This is a genomic window from Paenibacillus sp. PL2-23, from assembly GCF_040834005.1.
Taxonomy (GTDB): Bacteria; Bacillota; Bacilli; order Paenibacillales; family Paenibacillaceae; genus Pristimantibacillus.
The window spans coordinates 5,205,573-5,227,491 of record NZ_CP162129.1; the positions used below are offsets into that span (position 1 = coordinate 5,205,573).

The window sequence follows — 21,919 nt, forward strand, 5'->3', positions numbered from 1 at the left end:
TATATTATTCTACAGAAATGAATTTAGATGGAATAAATTCCGCCAACCATACTACATTATTGCCTTGGTAAAACTCCACTCCTTCACTTGAGGCATTTTCAGCTTGAACGTTTAATAATACAGGACTTGAATCTTTTCGTTTGCCCACTAGATTCGCAGTATCAATATCAACTGACAGATGAACATACTGTCTCGCCATCGGGCGAAGCCCCTCTGATAAAATTCGTTCTACTAAATGCTTAGCTGTCCCATGATAAAGAATCGAAGGGGGAATACCAACCTTTTTGTTTACTTTTTGAGGTACAGAATGACCGTATAATGCTCTAATCTTTCCATCAAAAATTTCATGCCGTTTCTTATCTGATACCTCAATCATTTTCCTCAAATTACTTTCATTTATTGATTTCCACTGCTCATCAATTCGTAGTGCTGAAAGTAATTGGTCAATATCTACCCATCCCTCATTGTCTAGCTCTAATTCATACTCCCAAGGAGCATGTCTTAAAGCATAAGAAACCTCTTTACTTAATTTGGTAATATCCAGCACTAAGCACCCTCCATATCAATTAAATCTTTGCTAAAGTAACGGGAAGATTTTTTCTTCCCGTTCACTTCAATATAGTACATTTCTCTTTCAGTCTTATGGTGCCAATTTATTTCACAAATGAACCCAAAGACTTCCGGATTTGACCGTATTCTTACGGCCTGACCAAATGTAAATTTAGGTGTTAAGATTTTTTGAAATAATGTGGGTTTTACCAAAAAACTCTGCTTATTATACTGTAGCACTATATACTGGTCTTGTTCTCCGACACAAAGAAACACTTTTCCATAAGGTCGTAAACTACTAAATTTTTCTCTGTATCGTGGTTCAATTAGTTCCTGTCCATCTTCTTTAAACCATGGGTATATCCCCCATATATCTTTCAAAAAATCACCCCCTTGAAATTATTGGTCAAATGGCACATATCCTTGGAACTTGGAACTGAAAGCAGACGAAGGAAGTTGACCAAACGCTTCTTGTGCAGCTTGAAGAGATTCGTTGCTTGGTTTATAATGCCCACTTGCGTTGTCAACCTTATAAATCTGCCCACCCCTAATTTCAACAATACCTGCTGCTCGAACCTGAGGATTTACACCGCCAATTAAAGTAGGATGAGGCATCCTTTGACCTGCCCTCGTGCCAATTATTACGTTCCCGTTTGTATCTACTACATACATATACTGTCCGGACATTTGCTTGCTTCCTATTTTACCCGTATCAGTTATTAAATCGTTAAGATTTTGGGCTGTCGGATTCTTAATGTAACTGCCATTTTTCAATACTCCTGCAGCTTCATCTGCTGCCTTCATTGAAGGATCAACTGTAAATTTACCCGTCCCCTAAGTTGTAATCTTAAACTTGGGAATAAAGAAGGTGGCAACTGGTTTTCCAATTACCACCATTATATCAGCTTGCTTGACGCTCTGTTAGAGTTGCCGCCGCCCTGTACTCCGTCTTGTTCTTCATCATGCTGTAGATGATGTTTACAAGCCTTCTCATGACGCAAATCAGGGCTTGCTTCTTCGTCTTACCTTCTGCTAGCTTGCGTTGGTAATACTCGTAGAATACGGGATTCCGTTGCTTCTTGTTGTCACCTTTAGCGACTTGGATTTGCTGAACGGCTAGGTTGTGGAAGATGGCGTTCAGCACCCGATTTCCTTGTCCGCTTGCTTGGTCTTTTCCCTTGCCGCCCGAACTAAAGCGGACAGGAGCGATTCCGGCGAAACGAGCTAGCTTGTCAGCGTTAGAGAAACGGCGGATATCGCCGATTTCGGCAATTAGTTCCACCGCTGTAACGGTGCTAATACCGTCCATCGACTCTAGTTTGTAATCCGTTTCAGCAAGTAATTGACGGAGCTGAGCTTCAATTTCCTTTATCAACTCTCGGCTTCGCTTCATGTCCTGTACCATGTTGACGATAAGGAAGTCTCGTGACGCTTGATAATTCCGTTTCGTCTCGCCGTCTTTCTTCACCAGTTCCAAGATTTCCTCCGCCTTACGGGTAGAACAGGTATTATGACTTGCCTGTCGCAGATATGCCGCAAGTTCCTCTAGCTCTACGTTTTCCAGATGGTGTGGGGCAGGGTACTTCTCCCAGAAGGCTAAAGCCGCTTTCCCGTCAATGTCACAGAAGAACTTCTTATACGACGGATAATGATAGCTCAACTGTTGGTGAAGTTGATTCTTGAGTGTTGCGGCGTGTTTGACTATAGCGTTCCGTCTTACTACGAGCTGCCCAATTGTCCAATACATATCGTGTGGATTGGCGTCAGGAAGTTCGTCAAGCCGTGCAAGCAACACCTTAGCGATGCAATACGCATCCCAACTGTCGCTCTTTTGCGTAGTGGCGTAGCTCTTACGTTCATTATACGACAACGCGGAATTGACTTCCTTGACGATTTGCTTTCGCTCGACAAGGTGAACGGCTAACGCTCTGCCATTGCCGCCTGTATCCTCTAACCCATAGACAGGGGTCATTCCTCTAGGCGTATGCTTCTTAACGAATTTGAGCAAGTCGTCAAAGGCAGACGGTTTATTGTCAATCTGGATTTCGCCTAGCCGTTCATTCCAACAGTCGATAATGACTGCGGTATGGTGGGCTTTATGTAAATCCAATCCAACATAAACATGGCGCATCTTGTAATGCCTCAAAGCAATCACCCCTGTGTACGGAATATCGTTGGTTGACGGAATAGAATGGGGGCAACCTCAGTTCAAGCGTTAGTCCGAAGACCCGCAACGGGACGCAAGCCTCTCCATTCAACTCCAATCACAGTATGGCTTCATGTACACCATGAGCCTTTATATTTCCATAGCGATACATACCGCTATAAAAATCACGTCTATCCAAGATTCGCTTAATTTGCACCTTCGTAAACAGTCTACCTTGCTGGGTCGTATAGCCTTCCGCGTTCATCACTTCGGCTATTTGGGTTAACGACCATTCAGGATACCGTTCCCTTAACTGAAAAACTTTGCGGACGGTTTGCGCTTGCTTTTCGTCAATTTGGATGGCTTTCTGACCTTTATGCGCTTTGTAACCGAACGCAGCTCGACCTCCAGCGTATCCGCCTTGATGGGCTTTCTTATGACGCCCTCGGCACAGCTTCATTGCGATTTCCAAGCGTTGATACGCGTCTAGTAACTCCATCAGACCGTTAATGAGAAAGTCGGACGGGTCTTTCTTGTATATGGAGTACGTTGGCTGTTCGATACTCCGAACGTCAACGCCGTACTTCTTAAATTCACGATGTACCAACACTTTGACGATATCCGAACGCCATAGACGGCTCGTATTCAGGACGACAACAGCGTCAATATTCCGGCTGGCTAGCGCGGTCTTCGACGTTCAAGATGAATCAGACTTCTTGCGTCCCATATGCGTTTACTAAGCGTTCATAAGACAGGTTATAACGGTAATAGTCTGGTCGCCGTTCCTTCCCCCGCGACAATATGACAGTACCAGCAAAACGACTTAGTGGCGAACATTGCGTATCAGGTCGTTTGTCGGCAATTTCCTGCCGTACCTTTCGTTTTCGCGGCTTAATCAGAGCATCCTTTATCCGCGACATTTTACGTTTCCCAAACTTTTTTGAAATTTTTTCCCCAAAACGGCATTGTTCATGCGAATAATACGATGACTAGCGCCGGGGGTAGTATTACCCCCACGATATGTAGTCAGCGCTATTCTTGACGATTTCCTTGACGTTGGAGTATGTCGTAATAGTCGCCAAAGGTGTGACGGTAAAGGAGTAAGAATATTTAATTATTAGGTGGTCGCCGATATGTTCGCCAAGGTCGCGGCGATATAGTACGGAATAGCGCAATACAGCGATTCCATAACGTCTATTTATCAGAGGATTTCGCTGGGAGGACGTTGATATTTTTAAAGAATTGCCGTCGGAAATATCCGCTTTCGGAAATTCGCAAAATTGGCACAGGAAATCGCCAGAATGCGCACAGGGTGAGGATTTACGCCATGTCCGAAATCGTGGGAATGGCGTTGAAATAACGTCAAATGTGACATTGACGTAGCCGCCCGATTCATTCGGCACTGGGTAGCCCCATTAAAAAAAGAAACCTTGAAAGGCACAAAGCCAATCAAGGTCAAATTCTATTACCAGTTCCCTTTATCAAAGTCCTCATTATCAATCTCTTTAATGTACACCGAAATCCATAATACAGTATTTTCAACAGGGTCAGTCTCAATATAAATCCCTTTAGGACTACAATATACTTCTTCAAAATCATCGTATTCAAAACTAGGCTCCATTTCCAAAACCTCGTCAATAGACATACCAATATGAATCACATCAAATAACTTTCCAGTATAGTTCTTTAATGCGGTGATTTTGAACAACTTCCCATTGAATAAATTAAACCACAAGTAAACTTCATCTTTAATTTCATATCTCACTAGTGATTTTCCTAATAGAGCATCAGCATCGTTGAGATTTTTAATTATGTCATAAAATTCGCTAATATGGTTGTAAAGTTTCACTCCACCCATTCCCTCCCACGGGACAATAGGGGCATTCAACAACACCATAGTTAATTACCTCCTGTGAAGATTATTGTTGCTGTTTCTTTTCCATCTGTCTTATAGGCACTTTCAACACCATCAACTACCTTTATGATACCTTGGTCGCTCGTACTAATTTTTACATATGGACTTCCTCCGTGTCTCCCACCTCCGGGCGATACTTGAACTTGAGTAATATTCCTATCTCCGCCAGTATTATTTATTTTAATAATTTTTGCCCCTGAACTTGATTTAGTAGAATCTTGTACAGTAACATCGTATCCTTCATTTCTTAGCATTTGGGCGATTTCGTCTGCCGATTTGCCTTTGAATGCAGTAGGATTTGATTTGAATGCATCAACAGTGGCTCTACCGTTATTGAGGACTGCATCACCCGTCCCCTTAGTCCCCTTTAACAGCTTAGCTAACTTCGGCGCTTTCGAAGCCAGTTTAGCCGCTAAAGCTCCACCCAGAGTTCCTATGCTCACAAGAGTTTGGAGTGCTTTACCCGAGAAATAACCATAATCAAAAGCTTCTTTTTTAGATGGATTCCCATTCCATACATGATTATAGTTCTCTTGGATATGTTTGAAGGGGTATATATATTCATCACCTAATCCAGCTTTCAAGTCATTAAGGGTGATAGCTCCATTATACAATGCTTTGGCGAATTCCCATGTTGCTGGCAATGTCTCCGTATAGAAGTTCAATGATGACGGATTTAATGCAGCAATATCTTTTGCAGTTTCCAACAATGAAGAACCAAAACCTTTTGCCAGATTCAACGATGTGGACCAACTCATGTGTCCTGTCGGATCAACATAAAGCATTGGATTATTATGCACATACGCATACAAATTCTGACTCTGAGGATTCCATAGATCCCCCTTATACGTATCCTCACTAATAAACCGTCCGATCTCCGGCTGGTAGTACCGCGCTCTTGCATACGTCAGCCCGCTGGAATAATCATACCCCAGCCCCGTGTAGCCGAACAGGTTGTCTGGGCCCGACCAGTTCAGATCGGTCTTCTTGCTGTCCAGCATCACACCGAATTCGTCATAGTGATACCGCGCAGAGACGCGTCCGTCCTTCTCTGCAAGGCCGATGACGCTGCCCAGGGCATCGTGCATGTACCAAAGCGTCTTGGGCTGTACGCCCGGCTCCGCTCCGCCTGCGCCAGGGGCTGGCTCCCAGCCATTGTTGGCGTCATACGCCGGCAGGTACGTCATGCTTAGGCGTTCGCCGCCTGCCCCATAAACATAGGTTTCCTTCCACTTCGTTGGATCTGCTTCGGTTACTTGAAGCGGCTCCGGCAGCGCCAGGCTCACGTCATTGGTGAAGTTCAGCTCCCAATGCTGCTTCTTGTGCTGCTTCTCCCAGCCGTCGCGTGGTCCCCCTGGGTGCATGTCCGGATATTCCTCGTCGGTATAACCGCATTTCTTCGCTAGCCCCGGTGGAATGAAGCCCGGCGGCACTACATGACAATTGGCCGAGCCATTGCCGTTGCCATTACCGTTGCCATTGCCGTTCCCATTTCCATTGCTATTCCCGTTGCCATTACCGTTACTGTTACCATTACCATTACCGTTGCCGTTACCATTTCCATTGCCATTGCCGTTGTTTCCGCTCGGACCTGCGGCGTAATCAATCGTCATCTTCATTCGGTTGCCGTCGCCATCATAGGCGTAGCGCGTGATATCGCCTTTATGGTTGATCTGCTCAATCAACCGGTTCGCGCTGTTCCACGTATACCGCTCGATCACCTCAGGCTCCGACCACGCCGGCTCGCTTACAGCGGCGAGCGAAGCATACAGCGAATCTTCCATGCTGGAATTGCCGGATGTATAGACATTGCCGTTCACGGCATCATCAAGTGACGATGGCGCCGCCGCGTTCATATCCGGAAGCTGGAGCAGCTTCTCCATAACCTGCAGCAGATTCCCGCGCGGATCATACATATAGTCTTTCATTTCGCTGCCGTTCGTCCATTGGAGCAGGCGGTCCGCCGCGTCGTAGGTATACGTCTCGGTTTCGGCCACATCGCCCCACACGCTTGTTTTCGACAGGCGGTTGCCGACCGCGTCATACAGGTACTGCGTCGATACCGGAAGCTCCGCGGATGCCGCGTTCTGCGTCTGCACGTGAACCAGCTGGTTCAACGCGTCGTACGCGTAATCCGTTACGATGCGTTCGACGCTTTCGCTTCCGTCCAGATCGTCCTCGTCGTTTCCGTCCGACAGGCGCTCGCTGCTTATACGGTTGCCGACCGGGTCGTACGCATAGATCATTTGCTCCATGACCTTACCGAACTGGTTCCGATGCGTCAGCTCCAGCAGCTGTCCCGCATCGTCATACGCGAAGCTGCTCTGCCCCATTGTCGGCAGGTTCTTCGCCGTCAACAGCCCTCTTGCATCGTACGCATAAGTCGTTACCCTTCCCTCGGCATCCGTCACCGCAGTCATCCGATCAAGCAGGTCGTACTGGTAGCTGACGACGGTCGCATCCGGATAAATAACCTTGCTCCGCTGACCCGTAGGCGTCCATTCATAACGAATCGTCTGCTGGTTGGGATCGGTCACCTCGATCAGACGGTTCAGCGCATCGTAGGCATAGGTCGTCGCGCCCAGCTCATCGGTCATCTGTGTCCGCCGGCTGGCTGCGTCGTAGGCGTACCCGACCTGCTTGCCGTCCGGGTACAAGATGCCCGTCAACCGGCTCAGCACATCATAGCTGTAGCTGGTCGTTTCGCCGCCTGGAAGCGTCACGCCCGTCACATTGCCAAGGCTGTCATGCAGCAGCTCCGTTATACGCTGCTCCGGACCGATTGTGCGAATGAGTTCGTTGCGCAGGTTATAGCGATAGACGGTCTGCCGTCCCAGCGCATCGGTCTTCGACGCAATATTGCCCATCGCGTCATAGCCGTATTCGGTTACAGCCTTCAGCGCATTGGTTACGCGCTGCAATCGTCCGAGCGCATCGTAGCCGTATTCGGTCGTCTGTCCCTTCGCGTCTTTCAGGACGGTCAACAAACCGCGGGCATCATAATTCATTTCCGTCATCGCGCCAAGCGGATTAATGAGCGAGGTTACCCGTCCCGCCGCGTCGTAACGGTATGCTGTGACTTTACCGGCTTCGTCGATGGATTCGATCACCCGTCCAAGCTCGTCCCGCATCATCTCGGACGCTTGTCCAAGCGGGTCCGTCACCTTAACGAGCAAGCCGCGCGGATCGTATTCGAGCTTCCACTCCGCACCATTCGGGTTCGTCGTCCGAATCAGCCGTCCTGCAGCGTCGTACGCATAGGTTGACTTCTGCTCCAGAGCATCCGTCTGTTCAACCATTCTGCCTAGCGCATCGTAAGCGTACCGAACAGAGCGGCCCAGAGGATCGGTTTCCTCCGTCAGCCGGCCGGCCGCGTCGTAGCTGAGCCGCGTCTCGCCGCCCGCTGCGTCGGTCACCTTGACCGGCAAATTCCGTTTGTCGTATTCGACTCTAGTTTCGCCGCCACTCGGATCGATGTACCGGATCAGGTTGCCGCTGCCGTCATATTCATAGCGGCTTACATTCCCTTCCGGATCGGTCACGGACGCCAGGCGGTCTGCCGTATCGTAGGTATACAACGTCTCGGCTCCGTTCGGGTCGATTCGTCTGATCATATTGCCAACGCCATCATATTCGAGACGCGTTCTATTGCCCAAAGCGTCGGTAATGGCAGACACTCTGGCGAAGCTGTCGTACGTATAGACGGTGCGAGCCCCCTCCGCATCGGTGTAGGCGGTCAGGTTGCTGTCTTTGTCATACTCATAACGCTCGGCATGGCCCAGCTGGTTGATGCTCGCGGTGACGCGGTCGCGCGGATCGTATTCCAGCTCTGTCCGCCCGTTCAGCGCATCCACGATCCCCTTCACCCGGTGCAGCGGATCGCGGATCAGCTCCTGGCGGCCGCCCATCGGGTCCGTCATCATCTTCGCAAAGCCGTAAACGTCATTTTCAATCTGAACGGTTTCCCCATTGGCATTGGTCATGGCAGTCGGGATACCACGACCGTCCACTTCCATATGGGACACACCGCCGAGCGCGTCGGTGATCGTTCTCACATTGCCTTTGCCGTCATACGCAAGTGTCGTTGTATGGCCAAGCGGATCAACAATCTCCACAGGCAGGTTAAGAGCGTTATACCGAATTTCTGTCTGATGTCCTTCCGGGTCCTTCGCCCGGATCAGGTTGCCGCTGCCGTCATATGTATAATGCCATACGTTGCCCCTGCGGTCGGTCATCTCGATCAGATTGTCATGCCTGTCATAGAGGAATTGCTCGCTCGTCCCGTCCGGATAAGCCATCCCCGTCTTCCGATAACGCTCGTCGTAGCTATAGATGGTCTCCCGCCCAAGCGCATCGGTCGTGACGGTTCGCATCTCCTCCGGAAAGTATGCAATGCCGCCCCATACCCCGGCAAAATCCCGCTGGCTCACGACGCGGTCCAAATCGTCATATTCGTTCAGCAGCGACATGGTCTCATTCGGATTGGAAATTTCCGTCAAGCGGTGCTTGTCGTCGTATTGATATCCAATTCTTGCACCGTCAGGCAAAATCATCGCCGTCAAATCATGATTGACCGCGTCATATTCGTAGGCCGTGTATCGTCCGGTATGGTCGGTAACGCGCACGACCTTGCCTCCCGCTCCGTAATCGAACGTCAGGCTGGCCCCGTTGGTGCTCACCCCGGTCAACAAGCTGCCCAGGTACGATAGCTGGACGAAATTGCCGTTCGGATCGACCATGCGATACAGCTTGCCGTCTCTGCGGTAAACGTACGACCACCGCTGCGGCGTTTGCTGCGTATAGGTGCCGTCGGCATGTCTCGTGAGTGTATCGTACAATCCGTCCGGTCCTGTATAAAGACCGCCCTCGGCCGGTTCAAAGCGATGGCTCGCTCCTTCCGGGGATACCGCATAGATAACGCCGCCCTCCCGGAACTCCAGCTTCCGCTCATACGAATGATGCCAGCCGACGCCGAAGTCGCCGTCATTACGGCTTCGGCTATGATAGGTCAGCGTCAGCTCAAGCGGCATGACCGCCTGTACACTGATATTCGTATGCCTGAACACGAAGTCGCCCGTCGCCAGGTTGACCGGGTCGAAGGCCTCCGGGAGTGGGTGTCCGTTGCGATTCGCATATTCTTCGTCAATTCGCGCGCTGTCCGCGAGCGTAATCTCCCCGGCCTGCTTGGGGTCCTGGATTAGCAGATTCACCCCTTCTTGAATAGGGCCGTAACACACCTGCCCGTTGCAATCCTCGACGGGGAATCCGTTAAAACCAGCGATTTTGCCGATTCCAGAGACTATCGCTTCTTTCTCGATGATATTGTAATAATAGCTCGACACAACGGCCCAGTTCACATTCCAGTCCGGCGCTTCATAACGCAGGACACTTAGCGTTTCCGAACCGTCCGAGCTTTTCCCGTCAAATTCCCGTGTGGCAAACGCCTGGATTTCTGCGATTTCATAGGCGGGAAGCGACACCTTCACTTCCCACTCCCCAACAAATAGCTCCGGGTCTTGATCGGTCAAAGCCTCAAAGTCCGTGAAGTACGAGGCATCTATCGGTATCGCACGCGCCCAGTCCGATGCTCTTGGCTTCACTTCAATGTTGTCCATCAGCGTCTCAACGGCGCCATCATCGTAGGTCGTATTGTCTCCAACTCTTCGAATGCGCTTCATCCGAAGCTCAACCGTCGTTCCAATCTCCGCTATCCCCCTGATTGTATGCTCCCGGCTCATATGAGTATCCGTGTCCGGGACAATCTCCACCCCGGTCGGAGCCGGCGGGTCCGGATTTACGACGTCGACGATGCCCGTGTTCCCAAATTGCGCAAAACGGGTGGGCGTAACCCGGATCGTGTAGCTGCCCTCCTCCGCTGGCTTGCCGTTCACCTTGCCATCCCAGTCCAAGATATGCGTCTCTATCGTCTTGTACGGTCTGCTGCTTAGCACGCTCACAGTCGATCCGTTTCTCTCCAGCGTAATCTCTGTATCATGGAACTCTTGCGTCTCAGAATCGGGGTCCGGGTTGTCGAAGCTGAAGCTAACCGAGGTCCGTCCGCCGTACACTGAGCTGAATTTGGCACGATCGACCTGGAGCGATGTTGCCGCATGCGCCCTCTCAGGATTCATGCCCGGAAGCAGCGGAAGCCCCCCGAGAAGCACAAGGAATGCCAGCAGAAACTTTCCGATTTGCCCCCAGCCTGGTATCATCTTGCGTCGAACAACGTTATCCACTGAACACCTCTCCCTTCATGGCCAGCCATCTATAGATGACCGCGGCAGCTTCCGCACGCGTGCTCGTAGCTCCAGGATGAAGCCTGCCCCCGCCGCCTTGCACGATCCCGCTCTTGATAACCGCTTCGATCGAAAGCCTAGCCCAAGGGCTCACCTGACCGGCATCGGCATAACCGGCAAGCGCATTGCCGGACGCTTCTTGCTTGAGCTCAGCAGCATTCGCCAGCATGACCATCATTTGCTCGCGCGTAACTTCCGCATTGGGCTTGAACAAGCCGCCTTCGTAGCCTCTGATCCATCCCGCCGCAGCCGCCTGTTCGATCCATGGAGCCGCCCAGTGCCCGGACGGCACGTCCTTGAACGTTCCCGTTCCCGCTGTCTCTTCAGCAAGCCCTGCCGCCTGAACCAGCATTTTGGCGAATTGGGCGCGCGTCACAGACTGCTTCGGCTCGAAGCTGCCGGTTGCCATGCCATTTACAATCCATCTGGCGGCCAGCACCTCCACTTCCCGTTTCGCCCAGTGGCCATTCATATCCGGGAATGAAGGCTCATAGGCGAAGAGAGCGTATAATCCCGGCTGCTTCACACTGGCGCTGACCATCCGCCATGCGGAATCCGCCGTTCCGCCTGCGTAGACCCAATTGTCGCCCTGTTCGTCATAACGATACATGCCCATTTGGCTAGCCTGATCGGCAGTCGTCACAGGACGCTCCAGCGCGATGGTGAATGTCGCCGGCTTCATAAGCTCCGCTTCCGCCGTCCACTTCCAGGCCGCTCCCGCCCAGACCATGCCTTTCACCTGCTTGCCTTTCGTCCGTAGCTCGGCTTCCGAGTGGTTCTCCAGCGTCACGCTTGTATCCGCCTTGAAGGTCCCAAGCCCGAATGAGAGCCCTGCCGCTTCGCCAGCCGTTATTTGGCCGCCGTCGGGGCCAATCACGATGCTTTGCGGCTGCTGGCCGGAATCCGTATTCTTCGAAGGCGGGACTGCCGGTAACGACGGCTGGCCTGTGCCAACTTCCGTCTCGACGATTATTCGGTTCACCAGACTGCCATCCTTGATGATCGTCAGCTCATTTCCATTGAATCCGATTAAATCCTGAGGTCTTGCCGCGCCAAGGCTGAAGACATCCCCGCTGCTCAGATCAGCGCCTTTCATGAATGTCGCTCCGCCGGATTCCTCCATCCAGACCGCCTTCCCGCTTGAAATGCTCATATGGCTATATTCAACCTCCGGCTTGACCGGCGCGGTCAGATCAACAGGCTGCGGGTTGCTTGCGCTTAAGTCCATAAACGTGTATTTGATATTGCGGTTCTGATCCCTTTGCTTCCACAGAATCTGCTCGCCGTTAAATACAAAACGGTCTACAAACTGCGAATAGGGCAAGTCCAATATCTTCCGATGCGTACCGTCGGCAATCTTATACTCATACAGATCTCCGTCCTCCGCCCCTTTATAGACGATGAGCCCGTTAGAGATTACCGGATCTCTGCCTCTCCCCAGCTCTGTCAATGTTCTGCTCTCCATGTTGTATAGATGCATGTCGTATCTCGGATTCGTCTGCCAGACAATATAGCTCCCGTCGATTAGAGGCGCCCGGTGCAGGGCGACTGTCGTATTTAATTTGGTTTCGATTTTCGTTATTGTATTGTAGCTGTAGATATCCCAGTTCATATCGCCCGTTCCGTTAGCGAAATCTCTCCTGTCCACCCACACAACAATCGCTTCCCCGCGTGTGTTTACCCCGATGGAGGGCGTGTCGGTGGGATTGCCATGGCTGGTAACGGCTACCGTTAGTCCGCTTCTCATGTTGCCATAATGGATTTGCCCAGCCGGACCAGAGCCGTCCGCCCCTCTTCCTCGCCAGACCACGTGCTCCCCGCTCATTCGAACCTGGCTCCCGTTAATCTTGAACGAAGCTGCCTCGTCCTTGTAGGTATAAACGCTATCCGCATAAGCTTCCTGTCCGTACGAAAGCGTCAAGCCTCCCAGCATGCTGGCGATCACGAGGCCTTTTAGAGCCTTGCTCCACATCCCCATACCCGCAATGGCCGCTTCTCTGAATCTCACAACTCTACTTCTCATGTCTCTCTACCCCTCTCTCATCTGCAGGCAATAAAAAAAAGCAATAGCAAATATACTTGAGCAACCCGGCTGTCTGTTCATGTCATCCATGACGTAAGACCCGTGGCTTTGCGTCCCCGACTTTCGTACGAGTTTGCCTTTGGTCAAGCACTTCACTAGTGCTTTATCCTCATATATTCGTTTTTGCAATCCATCTATTACCACAAATGAGTATACATGCTTCGGGAAAATTTGACAATGAGAAAATATAGCCTGGCGACAATTCTAAGCTCAGATAAGGTGTAAATTTATAAATTCTGGATCAAGCGTAAACAGCTGCGCCGTCCTTTGGCGGAGCAGCAAACGTTTCGCGTTGAAATATAAGCCCAGTATAGAGGAAACTTATACTTTCTTATATTTTAAAAAAAGACGGACCCCCCGCAAGGAGATCCGCCCTACTTATTATCTGCTTCGTTCCAAATATTCCGCTACCCAAGCCGCCGTCTCCGCGAGCGTTACATCGGCACGGCCGATAGCCGCTTCGACCTGCTCCTTCGCTGTGCCGCCGTAGACGTTGCGGGCATTCACAACCTGCTCCGGCTGAAGCACCGCGTAGATACGGTCGTCGAACAGGCTGGAGAACTGCTTGAACTCGTCGAGCGTCAGGTCCAGCAGGTACTTGTTCTGCTCAATGCAGTACAGCACCGTCTTGCCGATCACCTCATGCGCCTGGCGGAACGGCAGTCCCTTGCCGACGAGGAAGTCGGCGATGTCGGTCGCGTTGGAGAAATCCTGGTTGACCGCTTGGCGCATCTGCTCCTTGTTCACCTTCATCGTGGCGATCATCGGAGCGAACAGCTGAAGCGCGCCCTGCATCGTCTTCACCGTGTCGAACATGCCTTCCTTGTCCTCCTGCATGTCCTTGTTGTACGCCAGCGGCAGCGACTTCAGAACCGTCAGCAAACCGACAAGATTGCCATAGACGCGGCCCGTCTTGCCCCGGACAAGCTCCGGCACGTCGGGGTTCTTCTTCTGCGGCATAATGCTGCTGCCCGTGCAGAACGCATCGTCCAGCTCCACGAAGCGGAACTCCGTGCTGGACCAAAGGATCAGCTCCTCGCTCAGGCGCGAGAGATGCATCATTATAATCGAGGCATGCGACAGAAACTCCAGGATGAAGTCGCGGTCGCTCACGGCATCCAGGCTGTTCTCATACACGCGGTCGAATTTCAGCTGGCTCGCTACAAAATGGCGGTCGATCGGGAACGTCGTTCCCGCCAGCGCACCGGCTCCCAGCGGCAGCACATTAATGCGCTTGTAGCTGTCCTGCAGGCGCTCGATGTCGCGGCCGAACATCGCCACGTAAGCCATCAGATGATGCGCGAACAAAATCGGCTGCGCGCGCTGCAGGTGCGTATAGCCTGGCACGATGGTGTCTGTGTTCGCCTTCGCTTGCTCCACGAGAGCCGACTGCAGCTTGTGCAGCATGTCGACGAATTCCACAACGCGCTTGCGAAGCCACAGATGCATATCCGTCGCAACCTGATCATTCCGGCTGCGGCCCGTATGCAGCTTGCCGCCGACGGAACCCACATCGTCGATCAGCGTCTTCTCGATGTTCATATGAATGTCCTCATCGCTGATCGAGAACTCGATATCTCCGCGATTCACACGCTGCAGGACGCGATGAAGGCCGTCCTTGATCTTCTCCACATCATCGGCAGGCAGAATCCCTTGCTTGCCCAGCATCGTCACATGCGCGAGGCTGCCTTGAACGTCCTCCTCGGCCAGCTCCTTGTCGAACATGATCGACGCCGTATATTCCTCAACCAGTTGGTCTGTTTTTTTCGTAAAACGACCGCCCCATAATTTACTCACCGTATTCCAGCACTCCCTTCCGGACGCAACGGAACGGAAGCCCGCTCCTTCATGCTGCAGCAAGCTTCCGTCCTGATCCGGTTATTAGTTTTTGCTTTGCTCGACACCAGAGGATACCTTCAGGCGCAGCGCGTTCAGGCGGATAAAGCCCGTTGCGTCGCCTTGATCGTACGCCTGGGAAGGATCAGCCTCCATCGTCGCGATATCCGGATTGTACAAGCTGACCGGACTCTTCACGCCTGCGCCGATCACATTGCCCTTGTACAGCTTCAGGCGGACGACGCCTGTCACGTTCTTCTGCGACTCGTCCACAAGCGCCTGGATCGCCAGACGCTCCGGCGCGAACCAGAAGCCGTTGTACACCAGCTGGCTGTACTTGGCGATCAAGGAATCGCGAAGATGCATAACCTCGCGGTCCATAGTCAGCGACTCCATCTTGCGGTGAGCCGTGAACAGAATCGTTCCGCCCGGCGTCTCGTATACGCCGCGGCTCTTCATGCCGACGAAGCGGTTCTCCACCATGTCGACCCGTCCGATGCCGTGCTTGCCGCCCAGCTCATTCAGGCGCTCCATCACCTCAAGCGGGCTCAGCGTCTCGCCGTTCAGAGCCACGCAATTGCCCTGCTCGAACGTCAGCTCCACGTATTCCGCTTGATCCGGCGCGCGCTCAGGCGATACAGACAGCACGTACATGTCTTCGTTCGCTTCGGAGCTTGGGTCGAACCAAGGGTCCTCCAGCATGCCGCTCTCGAAGCTGATATGCAGCAGGTTGCGGTCCGTCGAATACGGCTTGGCTGCGGATGCCGTCACCGGAATGCCGTGCTTCTCCGCGTAAGCGATCATCTCGGCGCGGCCCGGGAACTGCTCGCGGAACGCTTCAAGACGCCATGGCGCGATTACGCTGATCTCCGGAGCCAGCGCGGCTGCCGTCAGCTCGAAGCGCACCTGGTCGTTGCCCTTGCCGGTCGCGCCATGCGCGATGGCCGTAGCGCCTTCTGCGCGGGCGATGTCCACCATACGCTTCGCGATCAGCGGACGCGCGATGGAGGTGCCCAGCAGGTATTGGCCTTCATACAGCGTGCCCGCCTGGAACATCGGGTAGATGAAGTCCTTCGCGAATTCCTCGCGCAGATCGTCAATGTACACCTTGGAAGCGCCTGTCGCCAGCGCCTTCTCCTCCAGGCCGTCGAGCTCGTCCTTCTGTCCGATGTCTGCCGTGAAGGCGATAATTTCTGCGTCGTACGTTTCTTTCAGCCATTTTAGAATAACGGATGTATCCAAGCCGCCGGAATAGGCCAGCACGATTTTTTCCTTCGCCATATCTCCCTTGCTCCCCTTTATCAAATTGGTTGATTGAATTAGGACATAATCGCCGCCAGGATCGCTTTCTGCGCATGGAGACGATTCTCCGCCTGGTCGAAAATAATGGATTGCGCGCCGTCGATGACGCTTTCGCTTACTTCTTCTCCGCGGTGCGCCGGAAGACAGTGCATGAACAGGTAGTCCTTCTTCGCGTATTTAACAAGCGCGTCATTGACCTGGTAGCTCTTGAACGCAAGCTCGCGCTCCTTCTGCTCCGCCTCCTGCCCCATGCTCGCCCACACGTCGGTGTAGATGACGTCGGCCTCCGCGATCGCTTCCTTGGGATCATGGCAGACCACGATACGGGAGCCCGTCTCAGCGGCGTTCTCCTTCGTCTGGCGCACAATGTCCGCGTCCGGCTCATAGCCCTCCGGCGTAGCAATGGACATGTCCATGCCCAGCTTCGCGGCGCCCATCATCAGCGAATGCACCATGTTGTTGCCGTCGCCGATATACGCCATCTTCAGCCCTTCAAGCTTGCCCTTCTTCTCATAGATCGTCTGGAAGTCGCACAGCGCCTGGCACGGATGCGACAGGTCTGTCAGCCCGTTAACGACCGGAATCGTAGCGCCGCGAGCCAGCTCGACCACCTTGCGATGAGCGAAGGTGCGAATCATGATGCCGTCCAGGTAACGCGACAGCGTCTGCGCCGTGTCCCAGATGGTCTCGCCGCGGCCGATCTGCAGATCGTTGCCGCTCAGGAACAGCGCGTGTCCGCCCAGCTGATACATGCCTACCTCGAACGACACGCGGGTGCGCGTGGACGATTTCTCGAAGATCATACCAAGCGTCTTGCCCTTCAGAATATGATGCGTTTCGCCCGCCTTCTGCTTTCTCTTCAGCTCGATAGCGAGGTCAATCAGGTAATGCAGCTCTTCCTTTTTGAAATCGACCAGCATCAGAAAGTCGCGCCCCTTCAAGCTTTGCGCGATTTCCTCGTTAACAAGTTGCATTTGATTCCCCTCCTTCAGGGTTTGACGGAGTCAAACCCACATCGTAAGCATAAGCTTGGCTTACGTGGTAAGCCACGTCGTAAGCATAAGCTTATTTCATAAGCAGCTCCGCCAATATAGCGACAGCCTCATCTATTTCCTCATTCGTCACTAACAAGTTAGGCAACAGACGGACTACATTCGGTCCCGCTGTAATGACAAGCAGTCCGCGCTTCTGCGCTTCCGTCACCACTTCGCCGACCGGACCCTCGCATTCGATGCCGACCAGCAGCCCCAGTCCGCGCACTTCCTTCACGAAGCCGGAGCCCGCCAGCTTCTCGCGCAGCTGCGCCATGAGATATTCGCCCTGCCGCGCCGCCCGCTCCGACAAGCCATCGCCGACGATACACTCAAGCGTCGCCTTCACGACCGCCGTTGCGATCGGCGTACCGCCGAAGGTGGAGCCGTGGCTCCCTGCGGTGAAGCCTTCGCGCAGCTTCTCCTTCGCCACCATCGCGCCAACCGGGAAGCCGCTTCCGAGCCCCTTGGCCAGCGTGAAGATGTCCGGCTCGATGCCGAAATGCTCATAGGCGAACAGCTTGCCCGTGCGGCCCATGCCCGTCTGAATTTCATCGACGATAAGAAGTATGCCCTGCTCGCGGCAAAGCTCTGCAACCTTCGCTATATATTCGCGGTCAACGGGATGGATGCCGCCCTCCGCCTGCACCGTCTCCAGCATAATCGCCGCCGTCTTGTCGCTGACCGCCGCCTCCAGCGCCGTCCAGTCATTAAGCGGGATCGCTGTGAAGCCCTCCGGCAGCGGCGCGAAGCCTTCCTTGACCTTCGCCTGGCCCGTCGCCGTCAGAGTAGCCAGCGTGCGGCCGTGGAACGACTGCTCGAACGTAATAATCTCGTAGCGCCCGTTCTTCTGCACCAGCTGCTGATACCGGCGCGCCAGCTTGATCGCCGCTTCGTTCGCCTCCGCTCCCGAGTTGCAGAAGAACACCGCGTCGCCGCAGCTGTTGTCCGTGAGCAGCTTGGCTGCCTCCGCCTGATTCGGAATATGGAACAGGTTCGACACATGCCACAGCTGATCCAGCTGCTGCACGAGCGCTTCCTTGATGCGCGCCGGAGCGTGACCCAGATTCGTCACCGCAATGCCGCTCATGAAATCCAAATATTTGTTGCCCGCGTCATCCCACAGCCAGCTGCCTTCGCCTTTCACCAGCGTGATAGGATAACGCGCATATGTAGGGAACAAGGATGCTCCCGCTCCCGCTTCGGCCGAAGCCGCAGCAGCGGAAGTCTTCGTCTGTGTATCGCTCATCTTCCCGTTGCACCTGCCCTTCCTAGCTCTGTACGATGCTTGTGCCGACGCCGCCCTCGCGAACCGCCCGCGTCAGCACGCCTGGCTCCTGTCCGCTCACAATAACCACCTCGCGCACGCGCCCCTGAATGCACTGAATGGCCGCGCGCACCTTCGGAATCATGCCGCCGTATATTTCGCCGCTGGCGATCATCGCCTCGATCTCTTCCACCGTAACGGCTGGAAGCACCCGCTTCTCGCCGTCCACCGTCTTCAAGATGCCGGGCACATCCGTCACGACAATCATACGCTCCACGCCGAGATGGGACGCTACCGCGCCGGCCGCTGTATCGGCGTTAATGTTGTAGCGCTGCCCTGCCGCGTCGATGCCGATTGGCGCGATGACAGGCATATAATCCATACCCATAATGCCTTCGATAATATCAGCCTTCACGTCGGTCACATCGCCTACGAAGCCGATCTCCGCAGCGTTCGCCACAGGCCGCGCCTGAATGAGTCCGCCATCCACGCCGGACAAGCCCAGCGCCTGGGCGCCATTAAGACCGATCTTGCGCACAATCTCCTTGTTGATGCGTCCCGCCAGCACCATCTCCACCACGTCGAGCACAGCATCGTTTGTCTTGCGCAGTCCGTTCACGAACTCCGTCTCGATGCCGAGCTTCGTCAGCGTCTCCGAGATGGCCGGTCCGCCACCGTGCACGATAACCGGCTTCACGCCGCTCTGCTGCAGCTCCCGCAGCTCGCCAAAAAACTCATCCGGCAGCGCCGCAAGCGTGCTGCCTCCGCATTTCATCACAAATCGAACATTTGCCATAACGTCCAAGCCTCCACCCTTCGTGCCCCACAAAATCGCGAACGCCGCTTACGTCCGGTATGCCGCATTAATGCGGACGTAATCATAGGTCAGATCGCAGCCCCATGCCGTCGCCGCGCCGTCGCCCATGTTCAGGTCCACGCCGATCACTACCGTGTCGCCCTTCAGATACTCCAGCGCCAGCTCCTCGTCGAACGCCACCGGACGGGACTGCGCCAGCGTCACAATATCGCCGATACGAATATCCACCGTTGCGGGATTCACGCTCACACCCGCGCGGCCAACCGCGGCGATGATGCGCCCCCAGTTGGCGTCCGCGCCGAATACCGCCGATTTCACCAGCGACGAGCCGATGACCGTCTTCGCGATAGCGGCGGCGTTCTCATCGCTCTCCGCTCCGCGCACCTGAACCTCCACCAGCTTCGTCGCGCCTTCGCCGTCGCGGGCGATCGCCTTCGCCAGCACCTCGCACACATAGCGGAGCGCCGCGGCGAACGCCGCCCAGCCTTCGTGCTGAGGCGTCAGCTCTTCGTTGCCCGCAAGGCCGCTGGCCATAGCGACCAGCATGTCGTTCGTGCTTGTATCGCCGTCGACCGTAATCATATTGAACGTGAAGTTTGTTGCTTCACGCAGCAGCGTCTGTAACGCCTCGCTGCCGATCTTCGCGTCTGTCGTCACGAAGCCCAGCATCGTCGCCATGTTGGGATGAATCATGCCGGAGCCCTTGGCCGCGCCGGCAACCGTCACCTTCTGGCCGTCCAGCTCCAGCTCGACGCATACCATCTTCTGCACAAGATCCGTCGTCAGGATCGCCTGGCAGAAGCCTTCGGCGCCCTCCAGCCCGCCATTCAGTTGCGACGGAAGCGCGTCGATGCCGCTGCGGACCTTGTCCATTTTCAAATTTTCGCCGATAACGCCCGTTGACGCCACCGCTACATGATCCGCCGATACGCCGATCGCCTCCGCGAAGCGCGCGCGCATCTCATATGCGTCCGCCTCGCCTTGCTCGCCCGTACACGCGTTAGCGTTGCCGCTGTTCACGATGACGGCCCGCAGCAGACCCTCCGCAGCGATGCTGTCGCGGGTTACCTTCAATGGCGCAGCCTGAAAAATATTCGTTGTATACACGCCCGCCGCCGCAGCCGGCACGTCGCAGACGATCGCGCCGAGGTCATGACGCGTTGTTTTCTTCAAACCGCAATGAAGACCGCCTGCCCGGAAGCCTTGCGGCGTTGTAATCGAGCCATCCTCCACAACCTTGAACGGCTGCGGTATAGTGTCCTGTCCCATTATACGTTCATTCTCCTCTGCCACTATGAATACTTACGGATAAGCAGGAACAAATTGAAGCCCAAACGTCTCATCCCAGCCCATCATAAGATTGAGGTTTTGCACCGCTTGGCCCGCCGCGCCCTTCACCAGGTTGTCGATCACCGACACAATCGTTATCCGGTTCGTGCGTTTGTCCAGCGCAAAGCCAATATCGCAATAGTTGGAGCCCCATACTTCCTTCGTCGCCGGCCACTGGCCTTCTGGACGAATCCGTACGAACGGCTTGCCCTCGTAGAAGCTTCTGTACAGCTCCAGGAAGTCGTTCAACGACCGCTCTCCGCTTACGCTTGCGTACATCGTCGACATAATGCCGCGCGTCATCGGCACCAGATGCGTCGTGAACGTCGTCACAACCTCTGTGCCCGCCGCCTCAGACAGCACCATCTCGATTTCCGGAATATGCTGATGCTGATTGATCTTGTATGCCTTGAAATTTTCATTCAGCTCGGAGTAATGCGTGCCCAGCGATGCGCCTCGGCCCGCTCCGGACACGCCGGACTTCGCGTCGATAATAATCGTCGAAGGATCGATGAAGCCCGCCTTCACGGCAGGGAACAAACCAAGCGTCGTTGCCGTCGGATAGCAGCCCGGATTGGAGATAAAGTCGGCTCCGCGCACCTGCTCGCCATAGATTTCAGACAGACCGAACACCGCCTTGCCCAAGTGTCTCTCGTCAGCCGCCGGCTTCTTGTACCACTGCTCATAGAGGGCAGGCGACTTCAGCCGGAAATCGCCGGACAAGTCGATGACCTTAAGCCCTGCTGCCAGCAGCTCAGGCGCAAGCTTCGACGCTACCCCCGGCGGTGTGGCCAGGAACACGACGTCCGCTTTGCTCTTGATTGTGGCTGCGTCCACATCGTCGAGCAGCTCCTCGCGAATGCCCGTCAAATGCGGGTACCCTTCCGTGATTGGCGTGCCCGCGCTGGAGGACGAGATGACCGACGTCACCTCGGCCAGCGGATGCGAAGCCAACAGCCTTATCAATTCCACCCCGCCATAGCCGGTCGAACCGACGATGGCTATTCCAATCTTTTTATTGTCATTGTTCATGCAAACCGTCTCCTTGTGTGCCCTGCGGTCTCACACGGGGAAGCTTATGTAACAGCTTAAGTTGTCCAAGTCTAGCTGCGCGCTCTCACTCCGCATAATCGGGCGATATGTATCTATGTTTAGCCTTAGCATGAGGTGCTCCAATCAACTTTCCATTATCTACAACTTTCTATTTTACATGATTCTGAAGAGGATGAACATATTCAGGAATCCTGTATTATTATACATCTGATCTAATATTAATACAACGATCTGATTTCGGATATTTTTGTTCAAAGTCTTTGTTGACAATTGGATTTATCCTTGATTAAAATAG

General features: G+C 53.9%; 14 protein-coding genes, 1 pseudogene and 1 riboswitch. All 15 genes and pseudogenes read right to left on the bottom strand.

The genetic code is table 11. The features are described from left to right. Positions 1–4: 4 nt before the first annotated feature. On the bottom strand, positions 5–544 hold the full coding sequence (locus tag AB1S56_RS23105; protein WP_340873758.1) for an RNA 2'-phosphotransferase: 540 nt from the start codon (positions 542–544) through the stop codon (positions 5–7). 2 nt (positions 545–546) lie between these two features. Continuing rightward, on the bottom strand, positions 547–930 hold the full coding sequence (locus AB1S56_RS23110; protein WP_340873753.1) for a hypothetical protein: 384 nt from the start codon (positions 928–930) through the stop codon (positions 547–549). A gap of 18 nt (positions 931–948) precedes the next feature. Then, positions 949–1,353, bottom strand: coding sequence for a hypothetical protein (locus AB1S56_RS23115; protein WP_340873754.1), 405 nt, complete (start codon positions 1,351–1,353; stop codon positions 949–951). Positions 1,354–1,450: 97 nt separating this feature from the next. Further along, entirely contained in the window at positions 1,451–2,680 is a 1,230-nt protein-coding gene (locus tag AB1S56_RS23120; RefSeq protein WP_340873760.1) for an IS110 family transposase, read from the bottom strand. A gap of 133 nt (positions 2,681–2,813) precedes the next feature. Continuing rightward, positions 2,814–3,371 (bottom strand): annotated as a pseudogene (locus AB1S56_RS23125) (recombinase family protein); the annotation flags it as partial. Positions 3,372–4,160: 789 nt separating this feature from the next. Then, positions 4,161–4,592 (bottom strand): hypothetical protein, encoded by a 432-nt coding sequence (locus AB1S56_RS23130; protein WP_340873756.1) that lies wholly within the window; start codon positions 4,590–4,592, stop codon positions 4,161–4,163. A 2-nt stretch (positions 4,593–4,594) separates the two neighbouring features. Further along, positions 4,595–10,846, bottom strand: coding sequence for a DUF6531 domain-containing protein (locus tag AB1S56_RS23135; protein WP_367903403.1), 6,252 nt, complete (start codon positions 10,844–10,846; stop codon positions 4,595–4,597). Beyond that, a complete protein-coding gene (locus AB1S56_RS23140; protein ID WP_340871022.1) occupies positions 10,839–12,929 on the bottom strand; it encodes an S-layer homology domain-containing protein in 2,091 nt (696 codons plus the stop codon). Before AB1S56_RS23140 ends, AB1S56_RS23135 begins: the two co-directional genes overlap by 8 nt. Before the next feature lie 56 nt (positions 12,930–12,985). After that, positions 12,986–13,077, bottom strand: a riboswitch (cyclic di-GMP riboswitch). Positions 13,078–13,370: 293 nt separating this feature from the next. After that, positions 13,371–14,786: an argininosuccinate lyase gene (gene argH, locus AB1S56_RS23145; RefSeq protein ID WP_340871023.1), complete on the bottom strand. Its 1,416-nt coding sequence runs from the start codon at positions 14,784–14,786 to the stop codon at positions 13,371–13,373. Positions 14,787–14,870: 84 nt separating this feature from the next. Further along, complete coding sequence (locus AB1S56_RS23150) at positions 14,871–16,106, bottom strand: argininosuccinate synthase (RefSeq protein WP_340871024.1); 1,236 nt, start codon at positions 16,104–16,106, stop codon at positions 14,871–14,873. A 38-nt stretch (positions 16,107–16,144) separates the two neighbouring features. Continuing rightward, positions 16,145–17,101, bottom strand: coding sequence for an ornithine carbamoyltransferase (argF, locus tag AB1S56_RS23155; protein WP_340871025.1), 957 nt, complete (start codon positions 17,099–17,101; stop codon positions 16,145–16,147). Between the two features lie 91 nt (positions 17,102–17,192). After that, positions 17,193–18,407: an acetylornithine transaminase gene (locus AB1S56_RS23160; RefSeq protein WP_340871026.1), complete on the bottom strand. Its 1,215-nt coding sequence runs from the start codon at positions 18,405–18,407 to the stop codon at positions 17,193–17,195. A 22-nt stretch (positions 18,408–18,429) separates the two neighbouring features. Beyond that, positions 18,430–19,221: an acetylglutamate kinase gene (gene argB / locus AB1S56_RS23165; protein ID WP_340871027.1), complete on the bottom strand. Its 792-nt coding sequence runs from the start codon at positions 19,219–19,221 to the stop codon at positions 18,430–18,432. A gap of 48 nt (positions 19,222–19,269) precedes the next feature. After that, positions 19,270–20,511, bottom strand: a complete 1,242-nt coding sequence (argJ, locus tag AB1S56_RS23170; RefSeq protein WP_340871029.1) for a bifunctional ornithine acetyltransferase/N-acetylglutamate synthase — start codon at positions 20,509–20,511, stop codon at positions 19,270–19,272. Between the two features lie 33 nt (positions 20,512–20,544). After that, a complete protein-coding gene (argC, locus tag AB1S56_RS23175) occupies positions 20,545–21,603 on the bottom strand; it encodes an N-acetyl-gamma-glutamyl-phosphate reductase (protein ID WP_340871030.1) in 1,059 nt (352 codons plus the stop codon). Between the last annotated feature and the right edge of the window lie 316 nt (positions 21,604–21,919).

Bases quoted from the DNA above. Each gene is read 5' to 3' on its own strand.
- AB1S56_RS23115 (WP_340873754.1), bottom strand. From the start codon at position 1,353: ATGAAGGCAGCAGATGAAGCTGCAGGAGTATTGAAAAATGGCAGTTAC.
- AB1S56_RS23120 (WP_340873760.1), bottom strand. From the start codon at position 2,680: ATGCGCCATGTTTATGTTGGATTGGATTTACATAAAGCCCACCATACC.
- AB1S56_RS23130 (WP_340873756.1), bottom strand. From the start codon at position 4,592: ATGGTGTTGTTGAATGCCCCTATTGTCCCGTGGGAGGGAATGGGTGGA.
- AB1S56_RS23140 (WP_340871022.1), bottom strand. From the start codon at position 12,929: ATGAGAAGTAGAGTTGTGAGATTCAGAGAAGCGGCCATTGCGGGTATG.
- AB1S56_RS23150 (WP_340871024.1), bottom strand. From the start codon at position 16,106: ATGGCGAAGGAAAAAATCGTGCTGGCCTATTCCGGCGGCTTGGATACA.
- argF (WP_340871025.1), bottom strand. From the start codon at position 17,101: ATGCAACTTGTTAACGAGGAAATCGCGCAAAGCTTGAAGGGGCGCGAC.
- AB1S56_RS23160 (WP_340871026.1), bottom strand. From the start codon at position 18,407: ATGAGCGATACACAGACGAAGACTTCCGCTGCTGCGGCTTCGGCCGAA.
- argB (WP_340871027.1), bottom strand. From the start codon at position 19,221: ATGGCAAATGTTCGATTTGTGATGAAATGCGGAGGCAGCACGCTTGCG.
- argJ (WP_340871029.1), bottom strand. From the start codon at position 20,511: ATGGGACAGGACACTATACCGCAGCCGTTCAAGGTTGTGGAGGATGGC.
- argC (WP_340871030.1), bottom strand. From the start codon at position 21,603: ATGAACAATGACAATAAAAAGATTGGAATAGCCATCGTCGGTTCGACC.